Origin of the sequence: Peribacillus sp. FSL R5-0717, from assembly GCF_038002945.1 — a bacterium.
Lineage (GTDB): Bacteria > Bacillota > Bacilli > Bacillales > DSM-1321 > Peribacillus > Peribacillus frigoritolerans.
The window spans coordinates 111,052-136,544 of record NZ_JBBOOF010000002.1 but is presented as its reverse complement, the minus strand read 5'-3'; the positions used below and the strand labels follow the sequence as shown (position 1 = coordinate 136,544).

Genomic DNA, 25,493 nt, shown 5'->3' with positions numbered 1-25,493 from the left:
TGATTTTATTGATGAGCCCTCACAGCGGATTGGGTCATTCTTGTTGCTGTATAGCGTTTCCCAAAGTATTCAATACTCAATTGGCTACTTTTATGGACAGTTTCAGGTGATAACAGGGCATACACAATCCCCTTACCAAAGTTGTATGCATAGCCAGCACTTGTTACAAAACCAGCTACCTTATCTTCATCAAATACTGGTTCATACCCCATAACAACCATTGAAGGATCATCCAGTAGTAATGGAGTTAACAATAGGTTAGGTCCATTTGCCTTGCGGTCAAGCAATGCTTGTTTCCCTATGAAAGTTGGTTTGTTAAGGTCGACCAAATGGTCGAGTCCTACTTCATAAGGATTATGTTCACTCCAAAAGTCCTTACCGTTTCTTAGTGAAAGTGATTCGATTCGAAGACTTTCAAGTGCACGGTCTCCTGCAGCAATGATCTGATAGTGCCGTCCTGCTTCAAATAGGACATCCCATAACTTTAATCCTTGATCGGATGTTGTGAAGAGCTCCCATCTTTCTGTTCCGGCATAGGAATCGTACACTGCGAGAACTGGAACATTTCCGATAAATCCTTCTTTAGCTTGCCCAATCTCCCATTCACTTTTAACAAAAGCTTGGGAATCAAGAGAATTCATTATCTCGCTCGCCTTACCACCTATTACACTAAGACCACACATTCCGTTCGTTAGATCTTGGATTACAACCTGGCTGGATACAGGTACTTGTTTTTTAATCCAGCTAGCTTCAACTGCTCCTGTGCAAAGAACAAAGAATGTTGAAGCTGCGGTACGAATCACTTTTATTTCATCTTTTATACCAGCTAATTCATGAAGCATCAGTGTACTCGTCACCTGTCCGATTGGAATATCAATCGTGCTTGTTGTGAGGTGTTGTAGAAACTCAAGCGCTCCTTCTCCACTGATTTCCAACCGTTTTTTTACTGCTGTCACATCATAAAGTCCAGCATATTGACGAGTATGAAGATGTTCAGCTTCGATAATTGGTGACCAATACTGGGCAGCCCATCCTTTACGATCCAAGATGCTTTTTTCATACGTTGCAACAAGCGAATCATTTGCTTCAAACCATTGTGGCTGTTCCCAGCCCGATTTTTCGTTAAAATAAGCCCCTAGTGATTGTTGACGCATATAATATGGACTTACACGCATGTCGCGTGATGTTTCTGGCTGCATGAACGGATGATGAATATCGTATACTTTTTCATAATTTTCAATAGAGCGTTTCTTATAATAAGCGGGGCTTTGTGCATAAGTGTCAAAACGATTAATATCACACAACTCCAAATCAAGGGTTGGTGCTCCATTTACAATCCATTCGGCCATTTCTTTCCCAACACCGGCAGAATGAGTTACCCATATAGCTTCTGCAGCCCAAAAACCACGAACTTTTTGTGATTCTCCTAGCAGCGGCATCCCATCTGGTGTAAAGGAGAATATCCCATTTATTCCTCTTTTCACGCCGGCTTGTTTTAATGCAGGAATGAGTTCCTGAGCATCTTCCCATGGCTTTTCAAAATCTTCAGGTGTAAAAGGCTTTACAGATGGCATTTCTTTCGCTTCGCCATATTTCGTAATTTCACTGACCTCAACAGGCAATGGACGATGTTGATAAGAACCAATTCCTATCCCATTGAATACTTGGCGATAATACATAGCACTATCCTGATGACGGATAATCGGCATTGATACTTCTTCCGTTTCAGCAGCAAGTTCTTGTAAGTCATTCGAAAATACATATTGATGAGCGATTGGTTGAAGAGGAATGGTGACGCCTACCATTTCTCCAATACGAGGTCCCCAGAATCCGGCACAGCAAATGATCAAGTCCGCTTCAAACCGTCCTGCACTTGTTTCCACTGCCTTTACCTGGTCGTCCACTACCTCGATGTCCGTTACTTCTGTGTGACCATAAAACTTAGTTCCGCAAGATTTAGAAAAATGAGCCATTTGGTCAACAGCCCGAAGAGGTTTGGCAATTCCATCTGACGGTACATAAAGACCACCATAAATGGTATCTGAGTTGAGTAACGGGTTTTTTTGGGCACATTCTTCTGGTGAAAGAATAAATGTCTCCATTCCCCATGATTTAGAAACGCCTGCTTTTCGTTTCAAATCGTCTAAACGTTCCTGAGTATTTGCAACTTCAAGACTACCTACCGAATAGAAAGAGGGTTGACCTTCATGACTTAACTCTTTGAACGCTTCTACTGTTTGAGAGGCCAATTTTGTTAGCACTTTGGAAAAACCAAGTTGAAACACAAGCCCCGGAGCATGCGATGTGGATCCCCCTGTTTCAAATAACGGTCCTTGTTCAATAACAGTTATGTTTCGCTGCCCCATTTTATTTAAATAATAGGCTGTACTACATCCAACAACACCTGCACCTATGATGACAATTTTCTTTTGTCCCATAACTCTCCGTCCCACTCCCCTCTTTTACCTACATAGTAACTAGTTGGGTTATGCTTAATATGTTATAAGGATTACTATGTTCACATTCAATAACGATTGCTCCTTGTATACCAAAAGAAGTTGAAAATTGATATGCGAAAAACGTTGACCGATTTTTCTAATTGACCTACACGATTACACTAAAAAAATAATTGTTGTACAATGTTCCTTCTTAAACGTTTAAATAGTAGCATTGTTTACAGATTGATAAGCTGAAATTTAAGATGGGGCAGTTTTTTGTAATCTTGAGGAAGTTGCAAGATGTATTCTAGGAGGATGGTAAACTTTTTTACTTTGAAAATCTGCATATGGATGTACTTACATTTCTAGTTCTTTGAATCTTAAATCACCAAGAAAAATTTCTGAATGATATGATAAGTATATAAATTTAATCTTCTGTACAGAAAACCCCCTTATTTCAACTCCATAATTTTATTAAATAAACATGATTACTTAATAATTAAGATAATTATATTACCGTTTTTTAACAAAGTAAATAATATTTTAAATATTTTAAAAATTTAAAATATAAATTAGGTATATTATTGTAAGCGTTTACTAAAAAAGAGGGTGAATTAGTTATAACATTGATTAGGGAATGAAAGTTATATCAAATACTAATATTTTTGCTACCATTTCGCTTTTGATCATTTAAGTGATAGTAGGACGACAGCTCAAATTTTTAAGTGTTTACCAACACATTAGGAATCTATCTTGACCAATTTTATGTACAAGCTTAAGAAAAAACCTATTAGGAAAATTCTTAAGCTTCAATCTAGACATTATTTTATTAGGTTATTAAGTATGGTGGAAAGCATGGGGACCGTTTTTAGGGAGCTTCAGGAAGTGCAATCAAAGGGTTTGTTTTAGATGCATTAATTTATTCCAGGCTTATCCTGCCGATTCGGCTAAGGAATTGCTCTAGTTATTATATCTGTCCTGCAGTTATTAAGAAATACCCTGCATGATTTGCAGCAGCATTTCCATTTATCATTCTTATGATTTATGTCCCAAAAGTCGAAACAAGAAGTCGTTTGATTTATCAATTATTGTTTAAAGAATGGTATTACGAATATGATTAACAGTTACTTCTGCTGCTTCATCAACAGTATAAGTAGATCTATTATTGATAAACATGGTAAGCATGCCCTGCCAGATTAAATAATGACTTTCTGCGATCCGTTCAGCATTCTTCTCTTGAATGTATCCTTCGCTGATACATTGATTAAAGGCAATAAGAGTTCTCTTAGATAAATTAGATTCTAAAAGCATTGGCTTTATATCATCTGGAAATGCTACCAAATCAGTCGGGGAATATTCGTAATATTTTGTCAGGTTAATCGGGTGGGTACCTAAATTAGCCGAAAATACCGCATAGTAGATTTGTGGAGATTCAAAAGAATATTTACAAAAACATTCCCAAATCAAAAAATATCTTTCCAAGGGTGTTCTTGCTCTCAAAAGATAAGTTGGTAAAGCATCCGTGTATTTTTTTACAAATCTCATAGAAGCAAAGAAAATGAGATGGGATAAGTCTTCAAAGTAGTTATAAATCGTTGCACTGTTATAACCTGCTAAATCAGCGATTTTTCTTATAGTAACTCTATCAATTCCCTCATCTGTGATAATATCTGCAGTTGCATTAATAAAGTAAGACATCATTCGGACAGTTTGCGTTTCTTTATTTTTTTCTGTTTGTTTTTTCATATTAACCACCTCGAATTTAATGATAATTAATTTTGAGTGTAACATAAAAATGCATTCTATAGCAGCAATGAAGGATCCTTCATTTATGAGAGGGCATATGGAAATTAGCGGATCTTAATTTTTACCTATTATTCGAATATATCCCAAAGAATGTTTGGATATTATTATTCTACTTTTATTTGTAACTGTAAATCTTGCTATTTTTAAGGATTTTAAAGGGTCTTAACTTGAATCCTTTTTATTTTGTAGTAATGTTTATTTTTAGGGATAGCCTATTAAATAGACTTTCTGAAGGGTAGTATAATCATACGGATAAGAATAATTAAGCTTATTATATTTTTTTGAATTTTTAGATATTTTAACATAATCACATTTTCTTCTAATTTTGATTATGGTATTATCATGATTAGACATTGTTAAAAAATAGAAATAAAACAACATAAGCGTTTACTTGTTGATAGGAGGAAACAGAGAATATAAAAATAATGTTTTCAATACTCCACAATAGATTTTAAGAGTTTTAATTTTACTTACTACATTATTTACTAAAGTAGTAATAAACCTTGAGTATCTTTAGAATAATTTGATTAAAAATAAGCAGAAAACGGAATGCAGCCCACAACCGAATTCTCAGGAGCCACTTTTATCGAAGTAAAGGAGGAGCTAGTATGAGTAAAAAGAGGATAAACGAAAATATCGTTTTTTATGTTTCAGTCCTATTAACGGTTGCTTTCATTATTTGGGGGATCTTTTTTACAAAGAGCCTCTCAACGATTACCACTACCTTTTTTAATGGTACCATAGACTACTTTGGCTGGATTTATCTTGGTTCAGCCCTCTTTTTTATTCTATTTTCTGTTTATTTATTATTCTCTAAATATGGTCATATTAGGTTGGGGAAGGAAACAGACAAACCAGAATTTAAGACAGCATCTTGGTTGGCTATGCTTTTTGGTGCAGGTTCGGGAGTAGGAATTGTCTTTTGGAGTGTTGCTGAACCTGTATTTCATTATACGAGTCCACCTACTGGAGAAGGACAAACAGAAGCAGCAGCTAATTTAGCGATGCAGTATACATTTTTTCATTGGGGTTTCCATCCCTGGGCTATTTACACCCTCATTGGTTTGGCCCTTGCTTTTTTCCAATTTAACAGGAGTTTACCGGCATCAATGAGTTCTGCATTTTATCCTCTTTTAAAGGAAAAAATTCATGGTCCAATTGGTAAAACCATTGATATCCTTGCGGTTTTTGCCACCATCTTCGGTATAGCTACCTCTCTTGGTTTGGGTGCCATGCAAATTTCAGGTGGACTTAATGCCTTATTTGGTATTCCAAACACTCTTCTGGTTCAAATCACCGTTATTGCCGTTGCAACTATTCTATTCTTAATCTCTATAACCACTGGATTAGAAAAAGGGATTCAATTTTTATCCAACACGGCCATGATCCTATCGTTTTTGATCATGTTCTTAGTCTTAGTACTGGGCCCGACTTCTACAATTTTCAAAGTGTTTTTTAGTACGATGGGCGGCTATGTAAGTGATTTCGTTGATATGAGTTTAAACTTAGAGCCCTTTGGTGACAGCAAGTGGATTGGGAGTTGGACGTTATTCTATTGGGCATGGTGGATTGCTTGGGCACCTTGTGTAGGCATGTTTATTGCCAGAATTTCTAAGGGAAGGACGATAAAGGAGTTTGTCATTGGCGTATTATTCGTTCCTTCACTTGGTACGTTTGCTTGGCTCTCCATCTTTGGTGGGTCAGCTCTCCATATGATCCATAATTTAGGTCAAAAGGAATTAGCCACGCAAATTACTTCAAATGTTGATTTATCCGTGTTCAGTTTTTTTGATTATCTTCCTGCAAGTTCTTTATTAAGTATCGTAGGTTTTACAGTCATGATGATTTATTATATAACGGTAGCTGATACATCCACTTTTGTGTTGGGGATGCTAAGCGAAAGAGGGAATTTAAACCCTTCAAATAAAATTAAAATTACATGGGGGGTCATTCAGTCAATGGTTGCCGCCGTATTACTTTTGGCTGGTGGTTTACAGGTCCTTCAAACTGCCTCCATGGCAGCTGCATTTCCTTTTTCTATTATTATGGTTATCATGTGTTGGTCTTTATTCAAAGCTTTAAAGGAAGAGGTCAAAGAAGACTATACCTCGATCCCAAAAGAAAAAATTTCTTAAGCAGTAATTCCTTCTTTATACTTTAAATAGACTCTCGGTAATTACCGAGAGTCTATTATATAGGAATTTATTAATCTTCGTATTTGCTAGAAAGAAAAAACTAAGGAAAGACTACACTCCAAGTTTTCACTTAGTGGGGTGGGGTTATCATAAATAAGAAGGATTGGCTGCCACATTCTTAAAATAAACTGCTTCTCCATCACTTTCTCCATCGAAAATAACTGTTGTCTTAGGAGAAAAGATTAAAACATCTCCAACTTCTGCTACATATTTATTCCCTTCGACATCACGCACTACCATTTTCCCTTTTGTAACTACTTTTATCTCTATAAAATTAAATTCTGCTGAATAATCTACTGAAGGTTGCAATGCAAAGTAACCCATTGTTAATACTTCTTTTTTGTCTGTGACAGGTGCATCAATAATTTGTCCCTTTAAATCCGGTGTTCCTCGTAACTCACTCAATTCATTTAAAATATAAGAACCTGCCTTAATTAACTTAATACCTGGCTTTTCATCTAGAAATTTCAACTCGTTTTGGGTCAAAGTTTTTTCGCTCATTTTAGCACCTCAAATGTTTTAGTTTTTTAAAGTTCCTAATTTTTAACCGCCTTAAACGTAGTTTCATAAATCTTACACAGGAAAGTATCTAATGGTACTGAGTGGCTTTCAGGAGTTCACTTTCCATCCTCGCTCGCCACAATGGCATAAAAAGAGGAATATGGCAAATATACGCCGCACCCCTCTTTTTTTAATTTAACCGACTTCTACTGGAATTTTAGTAGTTTTAGTTTCCAATGTAGGTTTTTCCAAATTAAAGCAACGACGGTATATCCATTCATATCCCTTTACATTAATATCTCGTGGATTACCAACAGTTTGCGGATCATTAAATGCTTCCTTCGCTAAGCGCTCAATCTCTTCAACAGGTACCCCTTGTTCCGCAAGTGTTGGAATTTCAACGTCTTCAACAAGTTGATATACTGCTGTAACTGCGGCTTTTGCTGCTTCTTCCAAACTCATACCATGAATATTCACACCCATAGCCTGAGCAATACGAGCAAATTTTTCTGGCTCTCCCATCCAGTTATACTCCATTACTGGTCCAAGCATGGCTGCAACACAAGGTCCGTGAGCAACAGGATGAATTCCTCCAAGAGTTTGTGCCATTGCATGTGCAGCACCGGCAGACTCACTGCCGTATGATAAGCCTGCAAGCATCGCTGCTTGTGCCATTCCATAACGAGCTTCAATGTCTTTTCCATTTGAAACAGCGCGACGTAAATATTTGGCTACGTATTCGATTGCAAGCAACGCGACTGCATCAGTTATTGGTTGGGCATAGTGACATGTATAACACTCGATTGCATGTGAAAGGGCATCAACACCAGTGCCGGCAGTAATATGCGCTGGCATTGAGACATGTAGTTCAGGGTCAATGATTGTTAAATGTGCAGCGATTAATGGCCCGCCCGTATTAAATTTAAATTCACGAACAGGATCAGTAATAACCGCCCACTGAGTTACCTCACTTCCTGTACCAGCTGTTGTTGGAATTGTCGTTAATGGAGGGATACGTTTTTCCAGCGGTTTTTTACCTTCCGCTGCTTCATAATTTAATACAGGCTCGCCATGAACGACCTCCACACCAATAGCTTTTGCTGTATCCATGGAACTCCCTCCACCGACAGCAACAAGCCCATCACAAGATAATGATTTATAAATAGATGTTCCTTTTTCCACAACATGAACTGAAGGATTCGGTTCAACTTGGTCAAAAATAACAACTTCAATTTGTGCCTCTTTTAAACTTTTAACAACTGGATCTATTAATCCTACTTTTTTTACACCAGGATCAGTGACAAGCAATACTTTGCTGACGCCAAGATTCTTGACCTCTTCACCTGTATGTTTGGCTGCACCTATCCCGTGTTTTAAAACGGTTGGAACTTCAAAGCTTTTTAATCTTCCCATTCTCTCAAATCTCATAAACATCTAGATCACTCCTTCATCTATTTTTATAAAATTAAGTATAGTAATCTTCTTATTTAAACTAATTCGACTTTTGCATTTTCTTCTTTAAACCAGTGCATAGGTTCAGGATTTGTATTCATATATATATGTTTAATTTCTGTATATTCTTCAAGGCCCACATGGCTCAATTCGCGGCCAATACCGGATTGTTTATAGCCACCCCATGGCGCTTGCGGAAAGTAAGGATGATAATCGTTAATCCAAACAGTTCCCATACGCAGTTTTTTGACTATCCGTTCAGCACAATTCATATCATTTGTCCAAACCGCGCCAGCTAATCCATACAAACTATCATTAGCTAGTTGTACAGCTTCTTCTTCTGTTTCAAAAGTTTCAACTGTAATGACAGGACCAAAGGACTCTTCTTGCACAATCCGCATTTTCGTATGACAATTTGTAAAAATCGTTGGTTCGATAAAATATCCATTTTGTAATTCAGGTGCAGTCGGACGTTTTCCACCGACGGCAAGTGTAGCTCCTTCTTGGATTCCAAGTTGAATATATTGTTCTATCGATTCTAAATGCTCTGCTGAGATAACAGGACCCATTTCGGTTCCATCTTTGAAACCGCTTCCAATATTTATTTTCTTTGTTCGTTCTACGATCGCTTCTATAAAACGGTCATGAATTTTCTTTTCAACTAACAAGCGGGCGCCCGCAGAACACACTTGTCCAGCATGAAAGAACACAGCATTAAGTGCATAGTCAACAGCAGTATCAAAATCTGCATCGGCAAACACAATATTTGGATTTTTCCCTCCAAGTTCCATCGAAATCTTTTTAAAGTTACCGCTCGCTGCTTTCATAATATGTCGACCTGCTTCTCCTCCACCTGTAAATGATATAAGGTCGACGAGAGGATTTTCAGCCAATTCCGAACCGACCGATGAGCCCGGACCCAGCACAAGATTCACAACACCTTTTGGAAAGCCTACTTCTTCAAAAATCTCACACATTTTAATCGATGTAAGAGGTGTAATTTCTGCTGGTTTTAACACAACTGTATTCCCAGCAGCTAATGCCGGAGCTAGTTTCCATGAAGCCTGAAGCAATGGGTAATTCCAAGGTGCAATCAAACCACAAACACCAATCGGCTCACGTACCACACGACTGACCGAGTTTGGATTAGGTGATTCGATCATCAGACCGCCGTCTTTATCAGCAAGCCCGGCATAATATTGAAATACACCTGCAATCCCATCCATATCTGCAAGACTTTCTGTCAACGTTTTCCCTGTATTTAGTGACTCCAACTCTGCCAACTCTTGTTTATACTCTTTTATTTTTTGAGCAACTTGATAAAGAAGATCTCCTCTTTCCGCAGCCGTGAGGCTACCCCAATCCCCTTCATCAAAAGCACTTCTTGCCGCTTGAATTGCTTCTTTAGTATCTTCCCGGCTCCCCCGCGGAACCGTTTCAATGACTTCTTGATTAAAAGGATTGATAATCTCCCTTTTTTCACTACTCTTAGCCTCAACCCATTTACCATTGATGTACATTCGTTTCATTGCCAAATCAGCACCTCCAGAAATTGGAATTCGTTAAAAAAATTTTTAACGTTTTTAATATACTGAAAGTATAGTACATAAAATATTTTCAGTCAATACGGAATATTCAGATTATTTTTACGTTGACATTCAATCTTTCTCTGTTTATATTAAATTTATATTTTATGTATTATTTTGATGAAATAAGGAGGTGATATAATATGGTAGAGAGGGCGTGTGTCTATATGGAAGAACAGAAGGATCACATAGAAATTCTCGAAGAAGCGGAATCACTTGTGATTGATGCTATAGCAGAAACGATGGACCTATATGGGGTAACACATTCCATTGGCAGGCTTTACGGAGTTCTATATTTTAGTGAAGAACCGATGACATTAAATCAGATGAGCAATAGTTTAGGAATGAGCAAACCAAGCATGAGTACAGGAATCCATTCTCTTGTTGATATAGAAATGGTCCAAAAGGTTTGGCGAAAAGGGGAACGAAAAGATTTATACAAAGCAGAGAAAGACTTTTTTGTATCGTTTCTTTCATTTTTTTGTAAAAAATGGGATCGGGAGCTCTCTGTCAATATGCAAGCCATTGAAAAAGCAACTGAAAAATTAAATTCTCTATTGGACAACCCCGATGTCCCCGATGCTATACAACAAAAAGCAAGAAAAGATCTTCAACAACTTCAAGATTCAACCCAATATTACTTGTGGTTAAAAAAATTGGTCCATGCATTTCGATCGAAAGAATTGTTTAAAATGATTGAAGAAATTGATTGTGATTAATAGGTTCTCTACTCAAAATAGAGGAAAACAACGATGTGGTAAGACATCTAATCTTTACCGATCTTTAGTGTTACTATCCAGTAATGCTTGGTCGGTAAAAAAATGCTGAAATCACCAAAAACAACTATCAAAACCACTTACCATCTATAGAAGAATGTATCCTATTTCTCCTTTGAATGTGAAGCCTAAAAGCCCCACGTTCATTAGGAAGAAAATGAAAGAGCAACTAAACAAAAAACCTCTAGTAGGTAAAACCTTACCCCTATAGAATATACTCCAATAGACAAAAAAGCTCCCACACCTTAAAGAGGCAACCTTTATTTTTCATTTCTTAAAAAATAGTTTAGTAGTTTGATTCATAGAACTGTTTATTAGTCGAACCTTCCTGCATAAAAACAAATTCTCACTCTCAAAATTTAAATACAATTTGGTGGGAAAACAGTTCTTGTGATATTAGTTGATACTATTAAAAAGAAATTAGAGCAAAGGGTCGAACGAAGTAACAGTTTGCAGTATACACGTTCACGCCCTAAATAAGATGGTCCTTGAGTCAAGACCGTCTTATTTTAATATCAAGGTCTCACATTTTCTCCTATCCTTTCAAAAACATACTGAAAAGTAACAAGATGAAAGCGCTTGCACTATTAGGCACTATACCTAATTTCAAGAAAGCAGGGATGCATTTGAATGGAAATCAGGCCAGACAAGACCAGGAGCAGATAACTATCGATCCTTCAGAAAGTTCAAAGCGACAATTTTGGACTCCTTTAAAAACAACGATTGCTGGTTTTATCGTTTTTACCAGCTTTACGATCTTTTATTCTCTTATCGTTAAGAAAAGTATTTATTGGCCTGGTCTACTAATCATGCTGGGTTTATATTGCATTTTCTATTACATCGGGGCGAAGGCAGTCGAGAAAAGGCGAGGGAAAACAGATGATATGCTTGTTGCTGGAAGGTCGATGCCGCTATGGTTATCCATGTTTACGATGACAGCGACCTGGGTTGGCGGAGGTTACATTGCCGGAACCGCTGAAACGATTCATTCTTCCGGAATTGTGTGGACACAAGGGCCATGGGCATATGGGCTTAGCTTGATTATTGGAGGGATTTTTTTCGCACGAAAAATGCGGCGTATGGAATTTATGACCATGCTGGATCCTCTTGAGTCTCGTTTCGGATATAAGATGACTGGACTTCTCTACTTCCCTTCTCTTCTTGGTGAATTGTTTTGGAGCGCTGCGATGCTAACGGCTCTTGGGACAACATTCAGCGTTATTCTCGGTTTAAGTTTCACTGTTTCAATTATTATTTCAGCGATCGTAGCAATTGCCTATACCGTAGTCGGTGGTCTTTGGGCGATCGCTCACACTGATGTCCTACAGCTTTCTATTATGTTCTTCGGTTTGATAATAGTCTTACCATTTGCCTTTTCCAATGTTGGAGGCTTTCAAGTGGCTTTTGATAATTACGCCGAAAACATGCAAGGAATGATGAGTCTTTTTCCTCCTCTAACTGGATGGAATGATCCTAACTGGGGAAATTCTTTCTGGTATTGGTGGGATTACACACTTTTATTAGTGTTCGGAGGGATTCCTTGGCAAATTTATTTCCAACGCGTTCTATCTGCAAAAAGCGAAAATGTGGCGATGTGGTTATCGATTTGGGCTGGAATTCTATGCTTCTTCTGTGCGATTCCACCTGCGTTAATCGGAATTGCAGGTTTTAATGCTGATTGGGCATCACTCGGGACTGCAGCTCCGGAAAACTCTTCAATGATCCTAACCTATGTATTTAAATATATGACACCTAGCCTGGTTGGTGCCATTGCCCTTGGTGGATTGGCTGCAGCAGTTTTGTCAGCAGTTGCCGCATCGCTCTTGTCGGCATCAGGCATGGCAGCTTGGAATGTGTATCGCCCGCTTGTAAAACCAAAAGCTAGCCCTCGTCAACTGCAACAGATTATTAAACGCAGTATCATCTTGATTGGTATTGGTGCAACATTGATCGCCTTAAACGCTAAAAGTGTCTATGCGTTATGGTACTTATCGAGTGACCTGGTCTACTGTATCTTGTTCCCTCAACTTACCTGTGCCCTGTACTACAAATGGGCGAACTGGTACGGAGCACTCTCGGGATTTATTGTCGCCTTATTATTACGAGTCGGTGGTGGAGAACCGTTACTGGGATTACCTCCTGTCATTCCGTACCCTTTGATTGAGGACGGGACAGTATATTTCCCTTTCCGTACCGCTGCCATGCTTGCGGGCTTGATTACGATTCTCGTCGTTTCTTATTTAACACGCCATAAATGTCCGCCACTACCACTGAGCAACTTACATGAAAAAAAGGAAGTACAAAGCCCGTTAGATAATATGTAGTTATTAAAGGTGACGTTTTGTCACCTCTTACTAAAATGGTAAAGGAGATTCTATCTATGTCACAAGCAATTAATCAACAAGCAACTACATTAAAAGCTTCTTCTATTGAGAATCAATTCACATCTTCAGCAGTAAGCCAAGCACAAATAGACGTGCTTAATCAATTATTAAAACCGGAAGTACAAGAGTCTTTGACTGTCCTTATTGAGAATTTACCGAAATTGGCAGAAATGGTTCCCTATCTGACCAAATCATATGATGTAGCGCAATCTATAATGACAGATCGCGTGCTCATTAATGATTTAGTAGGTGGTATGCAGGAATTCGTAAAACCGCTGGAAGGAAAGATAAAGGAGTGCGCAGCAACAGCTATAGAAGCCAATGAAAGGGCCCAGGCAAATCAGGGAACTACTATCGGTGTGTTTGGTTTATTGCGAATGTTAAAAGATCCGCAAATACAAAAAGTGTTTCGATTTGCACAGGCTTACTTAGATTTAACATCTGAAAAACAGGAGAAACAGTAAAAATTTCTGAGGATAAAGCAATGAACGGAGGAAGATTATGGGTAAAAATATTTTAATTTTGGGCGGAGGTTATGGCGGTTTGCTAAGTGCCTTGACAGCACGACAACATTTAGGAACTGATGAGGCCTCCATTACACTTGTCAATCGCTTTCCAACCCACCAAATTATTACGGAATTACACCGTCTGGCTGCAGGGAATTTGTCCGAAAAAGCAGTAGCATTGCCGCTAGAAAAAATACTACGTGGTAAAAACATTGATTTAAAGATTGGTAGTGTTCAAGAGATATCCCCTGACGATCATCAAGTTTTTCTTACAGATGGAACGAAACTGACATATGACTTGCTAGTGATTGCGCTCGGTAGTGAAACGGCGTACTTTGGTATTCCGGGCCTTCAAGAGTACTGCTTTATTCTAAAGTCAGTAGAAGATGCCAATCGTTTACGTGACCATGTAGAATCCTGTATTCGCACATATAGCAAAACTCATAGTAAGGAATATGCAACGATTGTGGTAGGAGGTGGCGGACTTACTGGTATTGAATTGATAGGTGAGTTTGCTGATTTAATGCCACAATTATGCCGACAATACGGCGTAAACTTTCAAGAGATTTCCTTGCTATGTGTCGAGGCCGCACCGACTATTTTGCCAGGATTCCCAGCTGAATTAGTGGAACGTGCACAAACTAGTCTAGCGGCACGTGGTGTAGAGTTTGTAACCGGGACACCGGTTACAAAGATGGAACAGTCCACTGTAGAGCTGAAAAATGGAAGAACGATTGAAACGAAGACGATGGTCTGGACAGGTGGCGTTCAAGGTAATTCTGTAGTTGCTAATTCGGGAATAGAAGTAAATCGCGGACGTGCGATCGTAAATGAATATCTTCAGTCTACATCTCATCAAAACGTGTTTCTTTCCGGCGACAGCGCCGTTGTTATGGGACCTGATGGACGTCCGTACCCCCCAACTGCTCAGTTAGCTTGGCAAATGGGCGAAACAGTTGGCTATAATTTATTCACTTACATTACAGGCAGTGTGATGGAAGAGTTTAGTCCTGTCTTTTCCGGAACATTGGGCAGTCTGGGTCGTAAAGATGCAATCGGCACGATTGGGGAAAATAAAACCCAATTGAGAGGCTTGCCCGCATCATTAATGAAGGAATCTAGTAACATTCGTTATCTGTCCCAGATTAATGGACTATTCAGTTTAGCGTATTAATAGAGAAAATGATCTTAATCGAAGCTATATTTACCCATCAACTAAGCTGCTTGAAATAAAAATTAATGATGCTCTTGATACAAACAAGCCTTATTTCTGAATAATAAACTTAATATGCAAATTTAAGACTTGTAGTGAGAACAATCTCTATTATTACAAGACATGAAAACTCTCAAAACATAACTCTAGTAAAAATTTATAATTTTTAGTTAATTATGCCTATTTCAAAATAATATTAAATATTTAATAATAATTATTATCGTTTTATATAGTTACTATAAAAACTTCATGAGGTGATTCAATTGAGTAATAATAATAATAGACTTACAACTAGCTGGGGTGCTCCGGTTGGGGACAATCAAAACTCTTTGACAGCAGGTTCTCGTGGACCAACATTAATTCAAGATGTTCATCTTTTAGAAAAATTAGCCCATTTCAACAGAGAGCGTGTTCCTGAACGTGTTGTTCATGCTAAAGGGGCTGGAGCCCATGGTTATTTTGAAGTAACAAATGATTTAACAAAATATACGAAAGCTAACTTCTTATCAGAAATGGGAAAACGCACTCCGTTATTTATTCGTTTCTCAACGGTAGCTGGTGAAAATGGTTCTGCAGATACTGTACGTGACCCACGTGGTTTCGCTGTGAAATTTTATACAGAAGAAGGCAATTACGACATTGTCGGGAACAACACACCCATTTTCTTTATTCGTGATGCGATTAAATTCCCTGATTTCATTCATACACAAAAACGGCATCCACAAACCCATTTGAAAAACCCTAATGCTATATGGGATTTCTGGTCTTTATCCCCTGAATCTTTACACCAAGTAACCTATTTAATGGGTGACCGTGGTATTCCTGCCACTTTGCGTCATATGCATGGATTTGGAAGTCATACATTTAAATGGACGAACGATGAAGGCCATGGCGTTTGGATTAAATATCACTTTAAAACAGAGCAAGGTGTTAAAAACCTAACAGAAGAAGTTGCAGCACGTATTGCTGGAGAAAATCCTGATTACCATACTGAAGACTTATTTAATGCGATTGAAAGAGGCGACTTTCCAGCATGGAAACTGTATGTACAAATTATGCCATTAGAAGATGCAAATACTTACCGTTTTGATCCATTCGATGTTACAAAAACATGGTCTCAAAAAGATTATCCTTTAATTGAAGTAGGTCGCATGGTGTTAGACAGAAATCCAGAAAATTATTTTGCTGAAGTAGAACAAGCAACTTTCTCTCCTGGAACATTAGTACCTGGTATCGATGTTTCGCCAGATAAAATGCTTCAAGGCCGTTTGTTTGCCTATCATGATGCACATCGTTACCGTGTGGGTGCTAACCATCAAGCATTGCCAATCAACCGAGCTCGTAATGAAGTGAAAAACTATCAACGCGATGGCCAAATGCGTTTTGACAACAACGGTGGTGGTTCTGTCTACTACGAACCAAATAGCTTTGGAGGCCCGACAGAATCAGCTAATGCGAAGCAAGCTGCTTACGCAGTTTCTGGTGTAGCCGAAAGCGTGGCTTATGATCATAATGACCACTATACTCAAGCTGGTGACTTATATCGATTAATGAGTGAAGAAGAGCGTACACGTTTAGTCCAAACAATTGTTGGTGCGATGACACCTGTTGAAAGTGATGAAATTAAATCTCGTCAAATTGGGCACTTCCATAAAGCAGATTCAGAATTTGGATCACGTATCGCAGAGGGACTTGGTTTATCAGTATCACAAGAAGTTTAAGATGAATTCATGTTTAGAAAATAATTTTTAAACCGTAATACTTTCTCAATTATTCTCTAATGTATTAACAATTCAATTCTAACGAAAAGATCATCTTAGTGATGGTCTTTTCTACTACCATACTTAAAATATGACTAATGAGGTGTTGTATGTGTTATCAACATCGCGTGGAAAAAGTTTTAAAGCTTTTTAAAACAAATGGTTTAAAAATGACAACCCAACGTAAAGCCATCATGGAATATTTAGCAATTTCAAATTCTCATCCAACAGCTGATGAAATCTTTAATTCATTAACAAAGAAGTTGCCAAATATAACAATTACAACTATATATAATAATTTAAAATGCTTAAAAAAATTAGGCATCATAAATGAACTCACTTTTGGCCAGGCTTCCAGCCGTTACGAATGGGCAACCTCTCTTCATTACCATGTTGTATGTTTATCTTGTGGAATATTACATGATTTTAACTATCCTACTCTAACAGAAGTAGAGCTATTGGCTGAAAAAAAAACGGGCTATACTATAACCCGACATCACTTTGAGGTTTATGGAAACTGTTCAGACTGTAATCATACAAATATAGCCCTTGAAAACAGTGAGAAAATATCGAACTAATTACTCTTAAAAAATCTTCATAGAAATCTTATGCTTACTAACTCATGAGAATAGAAAAAAGATTATGCGGTTCTAGTGACTGAAGAACCAGTTGATAATTAGATCAACTTTTATCACAAGTTTGAAGAATCTAGTGGATTGTCATTCTCTAGTTCCTAGTTGTTTCATCCAATTTCCTTTAGAAGAACATGACCATCTATCTGTCAAACTAGTAATGTTATAAAATATAATAAAATATATCCTTATACTAAAAAATCCATCTACCTCTTTTCAGAGGTAGATGGATTTTTTAGATGTGTTTTTTCCTATTAATTAGGAAAGAAGATTATAAATTCTATGGAAGGATAAACAGCATTAGAAAAAATTAACAAACACAGCTTTAAAAAGGACATTTTTATTGCCCTGTTCCCTGTATCGGCCCCACCTACGCCAAATACTATGACGGCCACTCATGCCATCCAACCCACTTTCAGTATAAATGAAAGCGCTTACAAACACAATACCTAACAGGTAAAAAAAGTTATTTATTTTAAATTTTGTATGTTGCATATTGTTTTCTAGGGATATTGAAGATAGACAGTTAGAGGGCTAGTGCGTGTACTTACGGACAATTTGTGTTTATTTCTGTTGAGTAAAGCTTCTTCTTGACGAGTTTCTTCTATTATATAGTAATTCTATTTATTGGTTCATGCTGTTTGCGAAAAGGAAATCTGAAAAACTCTCCCTTCCTCGTTTACTGACTTCTTTAGTTTGTTTAAGCTTGCTGTGTATTTGTTAATTGTTCATCGTAAAATCAACACTATTATTATTTGAAACTAAAAGTATATAAATTTGTATAACTATCAATACTGATAAAGTATTCCCTCTATTCATAAAAGGCCTTTGCTCCAGTTGAGCAAAGGCCTTCTTGTGATGAGTTTCTTCTATTATATAGGTTACTTTAAACTCCCTTCCTACCATTGCCAAATAGAGTGCAACCTATTACAACTTTGCTGCCTATTGCCCAGTCAACTATTTAGAGATCCAGATGGAGAAAACCCCCATAAGAGATGATGAACATTGATAGTAAGCTACGCTTTATCGAATGTTGTCCTGTTTTACGAATTTTAGCCCTTTATTTTAGTTAGTTTATTGGATAAATCAAAAGAGTGAAAGCCCTTTTAAGAATCCTTACTCTACTCGTAAATAAGTCATGGGAATCAGCACTGTTCGATATGACTTATTTCAACAAACGCATCACTAATTTTAAATGAATTACTGCTTAAGAAATTTTTTCTTTTTGAATCGAGGTAAAGTCTTCTTTGACCTCTTCCTTTAAAGCCTTGAATAAAGACCAACACATGACAATCATAATAATCGCAAAGGGAAATGCAGCTGCGATGGAGGCAGTTTGTAGTACCTGCAAACCACCTGCCAAAAGTAAAACAGCGGCAACCATTGACTGAATGACCCCCCACGTAATTTTAATCTTATTTGAGGGGTTTAAATTCCCTCTTTCGCTTAGCATACCCAACACAAAAGTGGATGTATCAGCTACGGTTATATAATAAATGATCATGACTGCAAAACCTACGATACTTAATAAAGAACTTGCAGGAAGATAATCAAAAAAACTGAACACCGATAAATCAACATTTGAAGTAATTTGTGTGGCTAATTCCTTTTGACCTAAGTTATGGATCATATTAAGAACTGATCCTCCAAAGATGGAGAGCCAAGCAAACGTACCAAGTGAAGGAACGAATAATACGCCAATGACAAACTCCTTTATCGTCCTTCCTTTAGAAATTCTGGCAATAAACATGCCTACAAAAGGTGCCCATGCAATCCACCATGCCCAATAGAATAACGTCCAACTCCCAATCCACTTGCTGTCGCCAAAGGGCTCCAAGTTTAAACTCATATCAACGAAATCACTTACATAGCTGCCCATTGTATTAAAAAACACTTTAAAAATCATAGAAGTCGGGCCCAGCACTAAAACCAAGAACATGATCAAAAACGATAGGATCATGGCCGTGTTGGATAAATATTGAATTCCCCTTTTTAATCCAGTGGATAAAGAGATTAAGAATAGAATGGTTGCAACAGCAATAACGATGATTTGAACCAGAAGAGTATTTGGGATTCCAAATAAGGCATTAAGTCCACCTGAAATTTGCTTGGCACCCAAACCGAGAGAGGTAGCAATACCGAAGATGGTTGCAAAGACTGCAAGGATATCAATGGTTTTACCAATCGGACCATGAACTTTTTCCTTTAAAAGAGGATAAAAAGCGGAACTCACTGATGCTGGCAATCCTTTGTTGAATTGGAAAAAGGCAAGGGCCAAACCAATGACCGTGTAAATAGCCCAGGGATGGAAACCCCAATGAAAAAATGTATACTCCATAGCTAAATTAGCAGCTGCTTCTGTATGTCCTTTTCCAGTGGGTGGACTCGTATAATGAAATACAGGTTCTGCAACACTCCAATAGATAATTCCTACTCCCGTACCTGCACCAAAAAGCATAGCCAACCAAGATCCAGTCTTAAATTCCGGTTTGTCCGTTTCCTTTCCCAACCTAATATGACCGTATTTAGAGAATAATAAATAAACAGAAAATAGGACAAAAAAGAGGGCAGATCCAAGATAAATCCACCCGAAGTAGTCAATGGTACTATTAAAAAAGGTAGTGGTAATAATTGAAAGGCTCTCTGTAAAAAAGATCCCCCAAATAATGAAAGCGACTGTTAGTAGGACTGAAACATTAAAAACGATATTTTCGTTTTTCCTCTTTTTACTCATACTAGCTCCTCCTTTACTTCGATAAAAGTGGTTACTGAGTATTCTGGGGTGCGCTTCATCCATAAAACGTTATTGGATCCCTACAGAGGCCTGTTTTGTAATTAAACCGGCATTAGGATATAAATTTCCACCACATTATTTTTGGTTTTAGCTTTACAGTCTACAAATTTGATTGGTTTATAGCAAGCACCCCAGACCCATCCATAAGATAAAACGTTGGTTACATAACATCTACCAATCAGGGATGGGCCCTTGCAATTCTCCAGAAATTATTGAATCCTTGGGTCTAAATTATTTACGTTCGCTTTTAACGTCTATTTAACACTTGATTTTCATTTCTAATATTTGCAATTGCCTGACTTCGATCCTTTTGATTATATATGGCTGAACCTGCAACAAGGACATTTGCTCCTGCTTCGATACAAAGTTTTGCCGTTTCAATATTTACACCACCATCTACTTCAATTTCAACATTCAATTTTCTCTTTTCCACAATGGCAGCAATTTGTTTTATTTTTGGTAGAACAGAATGAAGGAAAGATTGTCCCCCAAACCCTGGATTTACTGTCATAAACAATACAAGGTCAACATCTTCTATCACATGCTCGATCATTGAAACCGGAGTATGAGGATTTAATACCACTCCAGCTTTCATGCCTTCAGATTTAATATGTTGAATGGTTCTGTGTAAATGATGACATGCTTCAACATGAACCGACAATATGTCGGCACCTGCTTGGGCGAACGCCCCAATATATTGATCTGGATTTTCTATCATTAAATGGACATCTAAAGGTAAGTTTGTAACTGGTCTAATTGCCTCGACAATTAATGGACCAATTGTAATATTTGGCACAAAATGGCCATCCATCACATCTACATGGATGTAATCGGCTCCGCCCCGTTCAACATCTTTTATTTCTTCTCCAAGCCGTGCAAAATTAGCTGATAGAATGGAAGGTGCAATCTTAATCATAATTTAATACCTCTACTTTCTTTAATTTGTATGAAAAATTCACCATGATAGAGGGTGTTACCAATAAAATATTTTTTGAATATACTGACTATTTAATTTCTACTTCTCTTTAAATAAAACCCAGTATAATTCCCGTGCTTATTTTACTTATAACGCTTCATACGATGCTATTTTATTGACACGCCTCTCGTGCCTACCAGCTTCAAAGGAGGTTGTTAACCATGTTTTTGCAATATTCCGAGCTAAATCCGGACGAATGACACGCTCTCCCATTGCTAATATATTAGAATCATTATGCTCTCTTGTTACCCTAGCACTATACAAATCGTGCACAAGGGCACAGCGTATACCATTTACTTTGTTTGCCGCAATACTCATTCCAATACCTGTACCACAAATTAGAATACCACGTTCAACCTCACCGGTTGCTACCTTATTCGCTACTGGAATCGCGTAATCTGGATAGTCAACAGAGGATCTAGAGTCACACCCTAAGTCTATATACTCAATATTCAGCTCTTCCATCAGGGAGATTATTTCTTTCCGAATATTCACACCGCCATGATCAGATGCAATTGCTACTTTCATTTTTTCTTCCTCCTATCTTATTGGGATTCCTTCTTGTAAGAAAATTGTAGCTTACACATATTCTTCGAGAGCATGTCATAAGCAACTCTTACTTTTTCCTGATTTCAAATTATTCACTATAAACTAATCACGGCTTTTATATAGATAGACTTCTTGCTAAATGATAAATAGACAAATCAATGGTATGCTTCTCTTTCGCTGCCTCTCCAAAAGATGAATGAATCAGTTTACCATTTTTCAAACCTACCATCACACCTTTTTCACCTTCAACCAGTAAATCGACGGCTTTTGCTCCCATCTGACTGCTCATCATACGATCGTAAGCGCTAGGAGATCCCCCACGTTGAAGATGCCCAAGAATCGTCACCTTTGTGTCAAATCCTGTTTTTTCACTAATCTCTCTACCGATTTCTATCCCTTTTCCCACACTACCATTAAATGCCCCTTCAGCGACCACAATAATGCTGTGTGTTTTTCCACGCTGATATCCTTGCTTTATTCGGTCAATTACGTCTTCCACATCATGGTCAGCTTCAGGGATAATAATCGATTCTGCCCCTGCACACATTCCTGCCCATAGAGCAATGTCACCCGCATCACGACCCATTACCTCAACCACATAGGTACGATCATGTGAAGCTGCCGTATCACGAATTTTATCAATTGCTTTCACAGCTGTGTTCACAGCAGTATCAAATCCAATCGTATATTCAGTACCTGCAATGTCATTGTCAATTGTTCCCGGGATACCAATGGTTGGAAATCCTAGGGCGGTTAATTTTCTCGCACCTTCAAAAGTGCCATTTCCGCCGATCACGATTAAACCTTCAATGCCCTGTTTTTCTAGTTGTTTTAAAGCATGTTGCTGTCCTTCAGCCTCCTTAAACTCTCGGCAGCGTGTGGTTTGTAAGATGGTTCCTCCCCGGTGAATAATATCACGAACACTTCCCAGGTTCATTGAAACAAAATCCCCATCTATTAAACCTTTGTAGCCATTTTGCACACCAAAAACATTCAGTCCCTTAAAGATCCCTCTTCGAACGATCGCACGAATAGCGGTATTCATTCCTGGTGCATCCCCGCCACTAGTTAATACTGCAATATTATTCATTCATGTTTTCCTCCATATTTTTCACGTCTTATATAAAAGTCACTATGTGGTTCTGCAATCCTAATCCTTATACCACATAATAAAATTCATCATTATATTCCCTTTTGATCACCGATTCTAAAAACAAAAAAAGAGGAATTCTTCAAAGTCTTGAATGACGAAACAATTGTTTGTTGGGTTTTTTATTTGTATAAATTTATGAAACTTTTTTAATAACTTTCATTAATTCAAGAAAGGAAATATTTGTATTCCTTTTCTCTTCAAACAAAATTTGCTGATATTTATATAAAAGCTGATCCAACTCTTGGCTACACATTATGGTTTTTTTATCCTTATAATCTCCGGAAATAGCAATTCCGATCATTTCTTCACGCTTAGCGTCTATATTCACAAGTAATTCTGATTTTAAAATGTCAATCGTCATCTTTGTTCCCTCCACAGATAATAGCTACTTCGTAGGAAATAAACATAGTTATGAAAGACTTGCTTATTCAAAACAATACTTTCAATTTTTGTTCGATTTCTTACTGAGATTTACAAGATATGAAGACTAGATCTATTTGAATAAATACTTCTATTTAAAGAGAAGTGATTCATTTCAATTGTTCAAAAAAGGGCAGGCCCACCAACTGGTGTAGTCTGCCGTCATTAAAGGTGTTTATTCATATATCGTTGGGAGTTGTTTCTAACCCCTGCATTTCAAATAAGTGAAGGAATCCATGTTTCTAGTAAATGTTTAAGGTTAACATTTTCTTCGAAAATATATCAGGGAACACAAGGTTTCTAATGAATTGCTCGGTCATTTCTAAATTAAACAGGGCAAAAATTTAGAGTAGCTTTTTAAAATGAGAAATGACATTTTCAACTGTAAAACCGTATTCCTCAATTATTTTCTCTCCTGGGGCTGAGGCTCCAAATTGATCAATGGTGAGGACGTGACCGTTATCACCAACATATTTACTCCAACCTAAGGAAGCCCCCATCTCAATACCCAGACGTGTTTTCACTTTTTTAGGCAGTACACTTTCTTTGTATTCATCCGTTTGTTTTTCAAAACGATCCCAGCTAGGCATACTAACAACCGAAACAAAAATACCTTCTTTTTCAAGTGCCTTTTGTGCCTCAACAGCAAGGGGAACTTCAGAACCAGAAGCTAATAACAAACCATCAAGATCATTATTTGCTTCAGAGATCACATATGCACCTTTTTTAACACCCTCATACCCTTTTTCGGGATTTACAAGTGTTGGTAAATCCTGACGTGTGAGGACTAGAACTGTTGGTTCGTCTTTACTCTCTAACGCCAACTTCCAAGCTGCTGCTGTCTCATTGCCATCAGCCGGACGAATTGTAGAAAGACCAGGCATTGCACGTAATGAGGACAATTGTTCAATTGGTTCATGTGTTGGTCCATCCTCACCCACAGCAACACTATCATGTGTAAAGACATAAATTACAGGTAGTTTCATTAATGCTGAGAGACGAATTGCCGGACGTAAATAATCAGAGAATACAAAGAATGTTGCTCCAAATACTTTCACACCACCGTGTAAGGCCATTCCGTTTACAGCAGCACCCATTCCAAATTCACGAACCCCAAACCAAATGTTACGTCCGCCATAATTTGAACGGCTAAAGTCTCCTTCACCTTTTAACATCGTCTTATTTGAAGAGGATAAATCAGCTGAACCCCCAAATAACTGTGGAACGTTTTTCGCAAGTGCATTTAATACTTCACCGCTGGAAGAGCGGGTCGCAAGTTTATCTTCACCCATACGATATTGAGGAACATCATCATCCCATCCTTCTGGAAGCTCGCCATTGATTGATTGCATTAATTCCTTTGCAAGTACTGGATATGTTTTCTCATATTGGGCGAACAACTTATTCCAAGACTGTTCCTTCTGCTCTGATGCTTCTTTTAGTTCTGTAAAATGTGCTTTTACTTCTTCTGGAATATAAAAATCTTCTTCATAGTTCCACTCGTAATGTTCTTTGACAAGTTTTATTTCGTCTTTTCCAAGTGGCGCACCGTGCGAAGCGGATTTTCCCCCTTTATTCGGTGAACCATATCCAATTGTGGTTTTGACTTCAATTAATGTAGGTTGATCTTCGTTTGTCTTTGCTTTAGCTAAAGCTTCCGCGACTGCATGAAGATCATTGCCGTCCTCAACACGAAGTACCTGCCAGCCGTATGCTTTAAATCGATCAGCAGCACTTTCACTAAATGACATATGAAGGTCACCATCAAGAGAAATATCGTTTGAATCATACAGTACAATCAAACGGCCCAGTTTAAGGTGGCCTGCAAGTGAAGCTGCCTCTGCAGATACACCTTCCATTAGATCACCATCGCCACAAATGCTGTATGTGTAATGATCAATTACATTTAAATCATCGCGATTGTACGTAGAAGCTAAGTGCCTTTCAGCCATTGCCATCCCAACTGCCATGGCAATCCCTTGACCTAATGGACCAGTAGTGGCATCAACTCCAGGTGTATGGCCGAATTCGGGATGCCCAGGTGTTTTGCTTCCCCATTGACGGAAGTTTTTTAAGTCATCCAATGATAGGTCATAACCGGTTAAATGCAATAAGCTGTATAATAGCATGGATCCATGACCTGCAGATAACGTAAAACGGTCACGGTTAAACCAATTCGGATTGCTTGGATTATAGTTCATAAACTTAGACCAGAGTATGTATGCCATTGGAGCAGCGCCCATTGGCATTCCTGGATGACCTGAATTCACCTTCTCAATCGCATCGATTGATAGGGTTCTAATCGTATTAATGGCTAGCTGATCAACCTTTACTTTTTCTTCAATCATGGCT

Annotated in this window: 18 protein-coding genes; 7 read left to right on the top strand and 11 right to left on the bottom strand. The window is 37.9% G+C overall.

Annotated elements, in window-relative coordinates; all coding sequences use genetic code 11:
- Window positions 1-5 precede the first annotated feature (5 nt).
- Entirely contained in the window at window positions 6-2,438 is a 2,433-nt protein-coding gene (locus tag NYE65_RS26460; RefSeq protein WP_340862245.1) for a GcvT family protein, read from the bottom strand.
- Window positions 2,439-3,530: 1,092 nt separating this feature from the next.
- On the bottom strand, window positions 3,531-4,184 hold the full coding sequence (locus NYE65_RS26455) for a TetR/AcrR family transcriptional regulator (RefSeq protein ID WP_251432904.1): 654 nt from the start codon (window positions 4,182-4,184) through the stop codon (window positions 3,531-3,533).
- A gap of 668 nt (window positions 4,185-4,852) precedes the next feature.
- Between NYE65_RS26455 and NYE65_RS26450 the strand changes: the two genes are divergently transcribed.
- On the top strand, window positions 4,853-6,379 hold the full coding sequence (locus NYE65_RS26450; protein WP_328176415.1) for a glycine betaine uptake BCCT transporter: 1,527 nt from the start codon (window positions 4,853-4,855) through the stop codon (window positions 6,377-6,379).
- A gap of 147 nt (window positions 6,380-6,526) precedes the next feature.
- Here NYE65_RS26450 and NYE65_RS26445 read toward each other — a convergent pair whose 3' ends face one another.
- From NYE65_RS26445 to betB, 3 genes are all read right to left on the bottom strand, one after another.
- Window positions 6,527-6,940 (bottom strand): hypothetical protein, encoded by a 414-nt coding sequence (locus NYE65_RS26445; protein ID WP_048883413.1) that lies wholly within the window; start codon window positions 6,938-6,940, stop codon window positions 6,527-6,529.
- Between the two features lie 195 nt (window positions 6,941-7,135).
- Entirely contained in the window at window positions 7,136-8,374 is a 1,239-nt protein-coding gene (locus tag NYE65_RS26440) for an iron-containing alcohol dehydrogenase (protein WP_340862244.1), read from the bottom strand.
- Window positions 8,375-8,427: 53 nt separating this feature from the next.
- A complete protein-coding gene (gene betB, locus NYE65_RS26435) occupies window positions 8,428-9,921 on the bottom strand; it encodes a betaine-aldehyde dehydrogenase (RefSeq protein WP_328176487.1) in 1,494 nt (497 codons plus the stop codon).
- Window positions 9,922-10,121: 200 nt separating this feature from the next.
- Here betB and cudC point away from each other — a divergent pair, with 200 nt between their 5' ends.
- The 6 genes from cudC to NYE65_RS26405 all read left to right on the top strand — a co-directional run bounded on the left by cudC (window position 10,122) and on the right by NYE65_RS26405 (window position 17,195).
- Window positions 10,122-10,697 (top strand): choline uptake/conversion transcriptional regulator CudC, encoded by a 576-nt coding sequence (cudC, locus tag NYE65_RS26430; RefSeq protein WP_328176417.1) that lies wholly within the window; start codon window positions 10,122-10,124, stop codon window positions 10,695-10,697.
- A 626-nt stretch (window positions 10,698-11,323) separates the two neighbouring features.
- Window positions 11,324-13,078 (top strand): sodium:solute symporter family protein, encoded by a 1,755-nt coding sequence (locus tag NYE65_RS26425; protein ID WP_328176419.1) that lies wholly within the window; start codon window positions 11,324-11,326, stop codon window positions 13,076-13,078.
- Window positions 13,079-13,134: 56 nt separating this feature from the next.
- Complete coding sequence (locus NYE65_RS26420) at window positions 13,135-13,602, top strand: DUF1641 domain-containing protein (RefSeq protein WP_328176420.1); 468 nt, start codon at window positions 13,135-13,137, stop codon at window positions 13,600-13,602.
- A gap of 37 nt (window positions 13,603-13,639) precedes the next feature.
- Window positions 13,640-14,818, top strand: a complete 1,179-nt coding sequence (locus tag NYE65_RS26415; protein WP_340862243.1) for an NAD(P)/FAD-dependent oxidoreductase — start codon at window positions 13,640-13,642, stop codon at window positions 14,816-14,818.
- Between the two features lie 302 nt (window positions 14,819-15,120).
- The gene (katA, locus tag NYE65_RS26410) at window positions 15,121-16,578 is read left to right on the top strand and encodes a catalase KatA (protein WP_328176422.1); all 1,458 of its coding nucleotides are present in this window, start codon (window positions 15,121-15,123) and stop codon (window positions 16,576-16,578) included.
- A gap of 149 nt (window positions 16,579-16,727) precedes the next feature.
- Window positions 16,728-17,195: a Fur family transcriptional regulator gene (locus NYE65_RS26405; protein WP_328176423.1), complete on the top strand. Its 468-nt coding sequence runs from the start codon at window positions 16,728-16,730 to the stop codon at window positions 17,193-17,195.
- 1,261 nt (window positions 17,196-18,456) lie between these two features.
- On the opposite strand, the gene NYE65_RS26400 is transcribed toward NYE65_RS26405, so the two are convergent.
- From NYE65_RS26400 to tkt, 6 genes are all read right to left on the bottom strand, one after another.
- The gene (locus tag NYE65_RS26400; protein WP_328176424.1) at window positions 18,457-19,983 is read right to left on the bottom strand and encodes a glycine betaine uptake BCCT transporter; all 1,527 of its coding nucleotides are present in this window, start codon (window positions 19,981-19,983) and stop codon (window positions 18,457-18,459) included.
- A gap of 307 nt (window positions 19,984-20,290) precedes the next feature.
- A complete protein-coding gene (gene rpe / locus NYE65_RS26395; protein WP_328176425.1) occupies window positions 20,291-20,959 on the bottom strand; it encodes a ribulose-phosphate 3-epimerase in 669 nt (222 codons plus the stop codon).
- A gap of 147 nt (window positions 20,960-21,106) precedes the next feature.
- Window positions 21,107-21,547, bottom strand: coding sequence for a ribose 5-phosphate isomerase B (rpiB, locus tag NYE65_RS26390; RefSeq protein WP_328176426.1), 441 nt, complete (start codon window positions 21,545-21,547; stop codon window positions 21,107-21,109).
- A 136-nt stretch (window positions 21,548-21,683) separates the two neighbouring features.
- Entirely contained in the window at window positions 21,684-22,658 is a 975-nt protein-coding gene (pfkA, locus tag NYE65_RS26385; protein WP_328176427.1) for a 6-phosphofructokinase, read from the bottom strand.
- A 196-nt stretch (window positions 22,659-22,854) separates the two neighbouring features.
- The gene (locus NYE65_RS26380) at window positions 22,855-23,082 is read right to left on the bottom strand and encodes an aspartyl-phosphate phosphatase Spo0E family protein (RefSeq protein ID WP_307273562.1); all 228 of its coding nucleotides are present in this window, start codon (window positions 23,080-23,082) and stop codon (window positions 22,855-22,857) included.
- Window positions 23,083-23,485: 403 nt separating this feature from the next.
- Complete coding sequence (gene tkt / locus NYE65_RS26375) at window positions 23,486-25,489, bottom strand: transketolase (RefSeq protein ID WP_328176429.1); 2,004 nt, start codon at window positions 25,487-25,489, stop codon at window positions 23,486-23,488.
- Window positions 25,490-25,493: the final 4 nt, after the last annotated feature.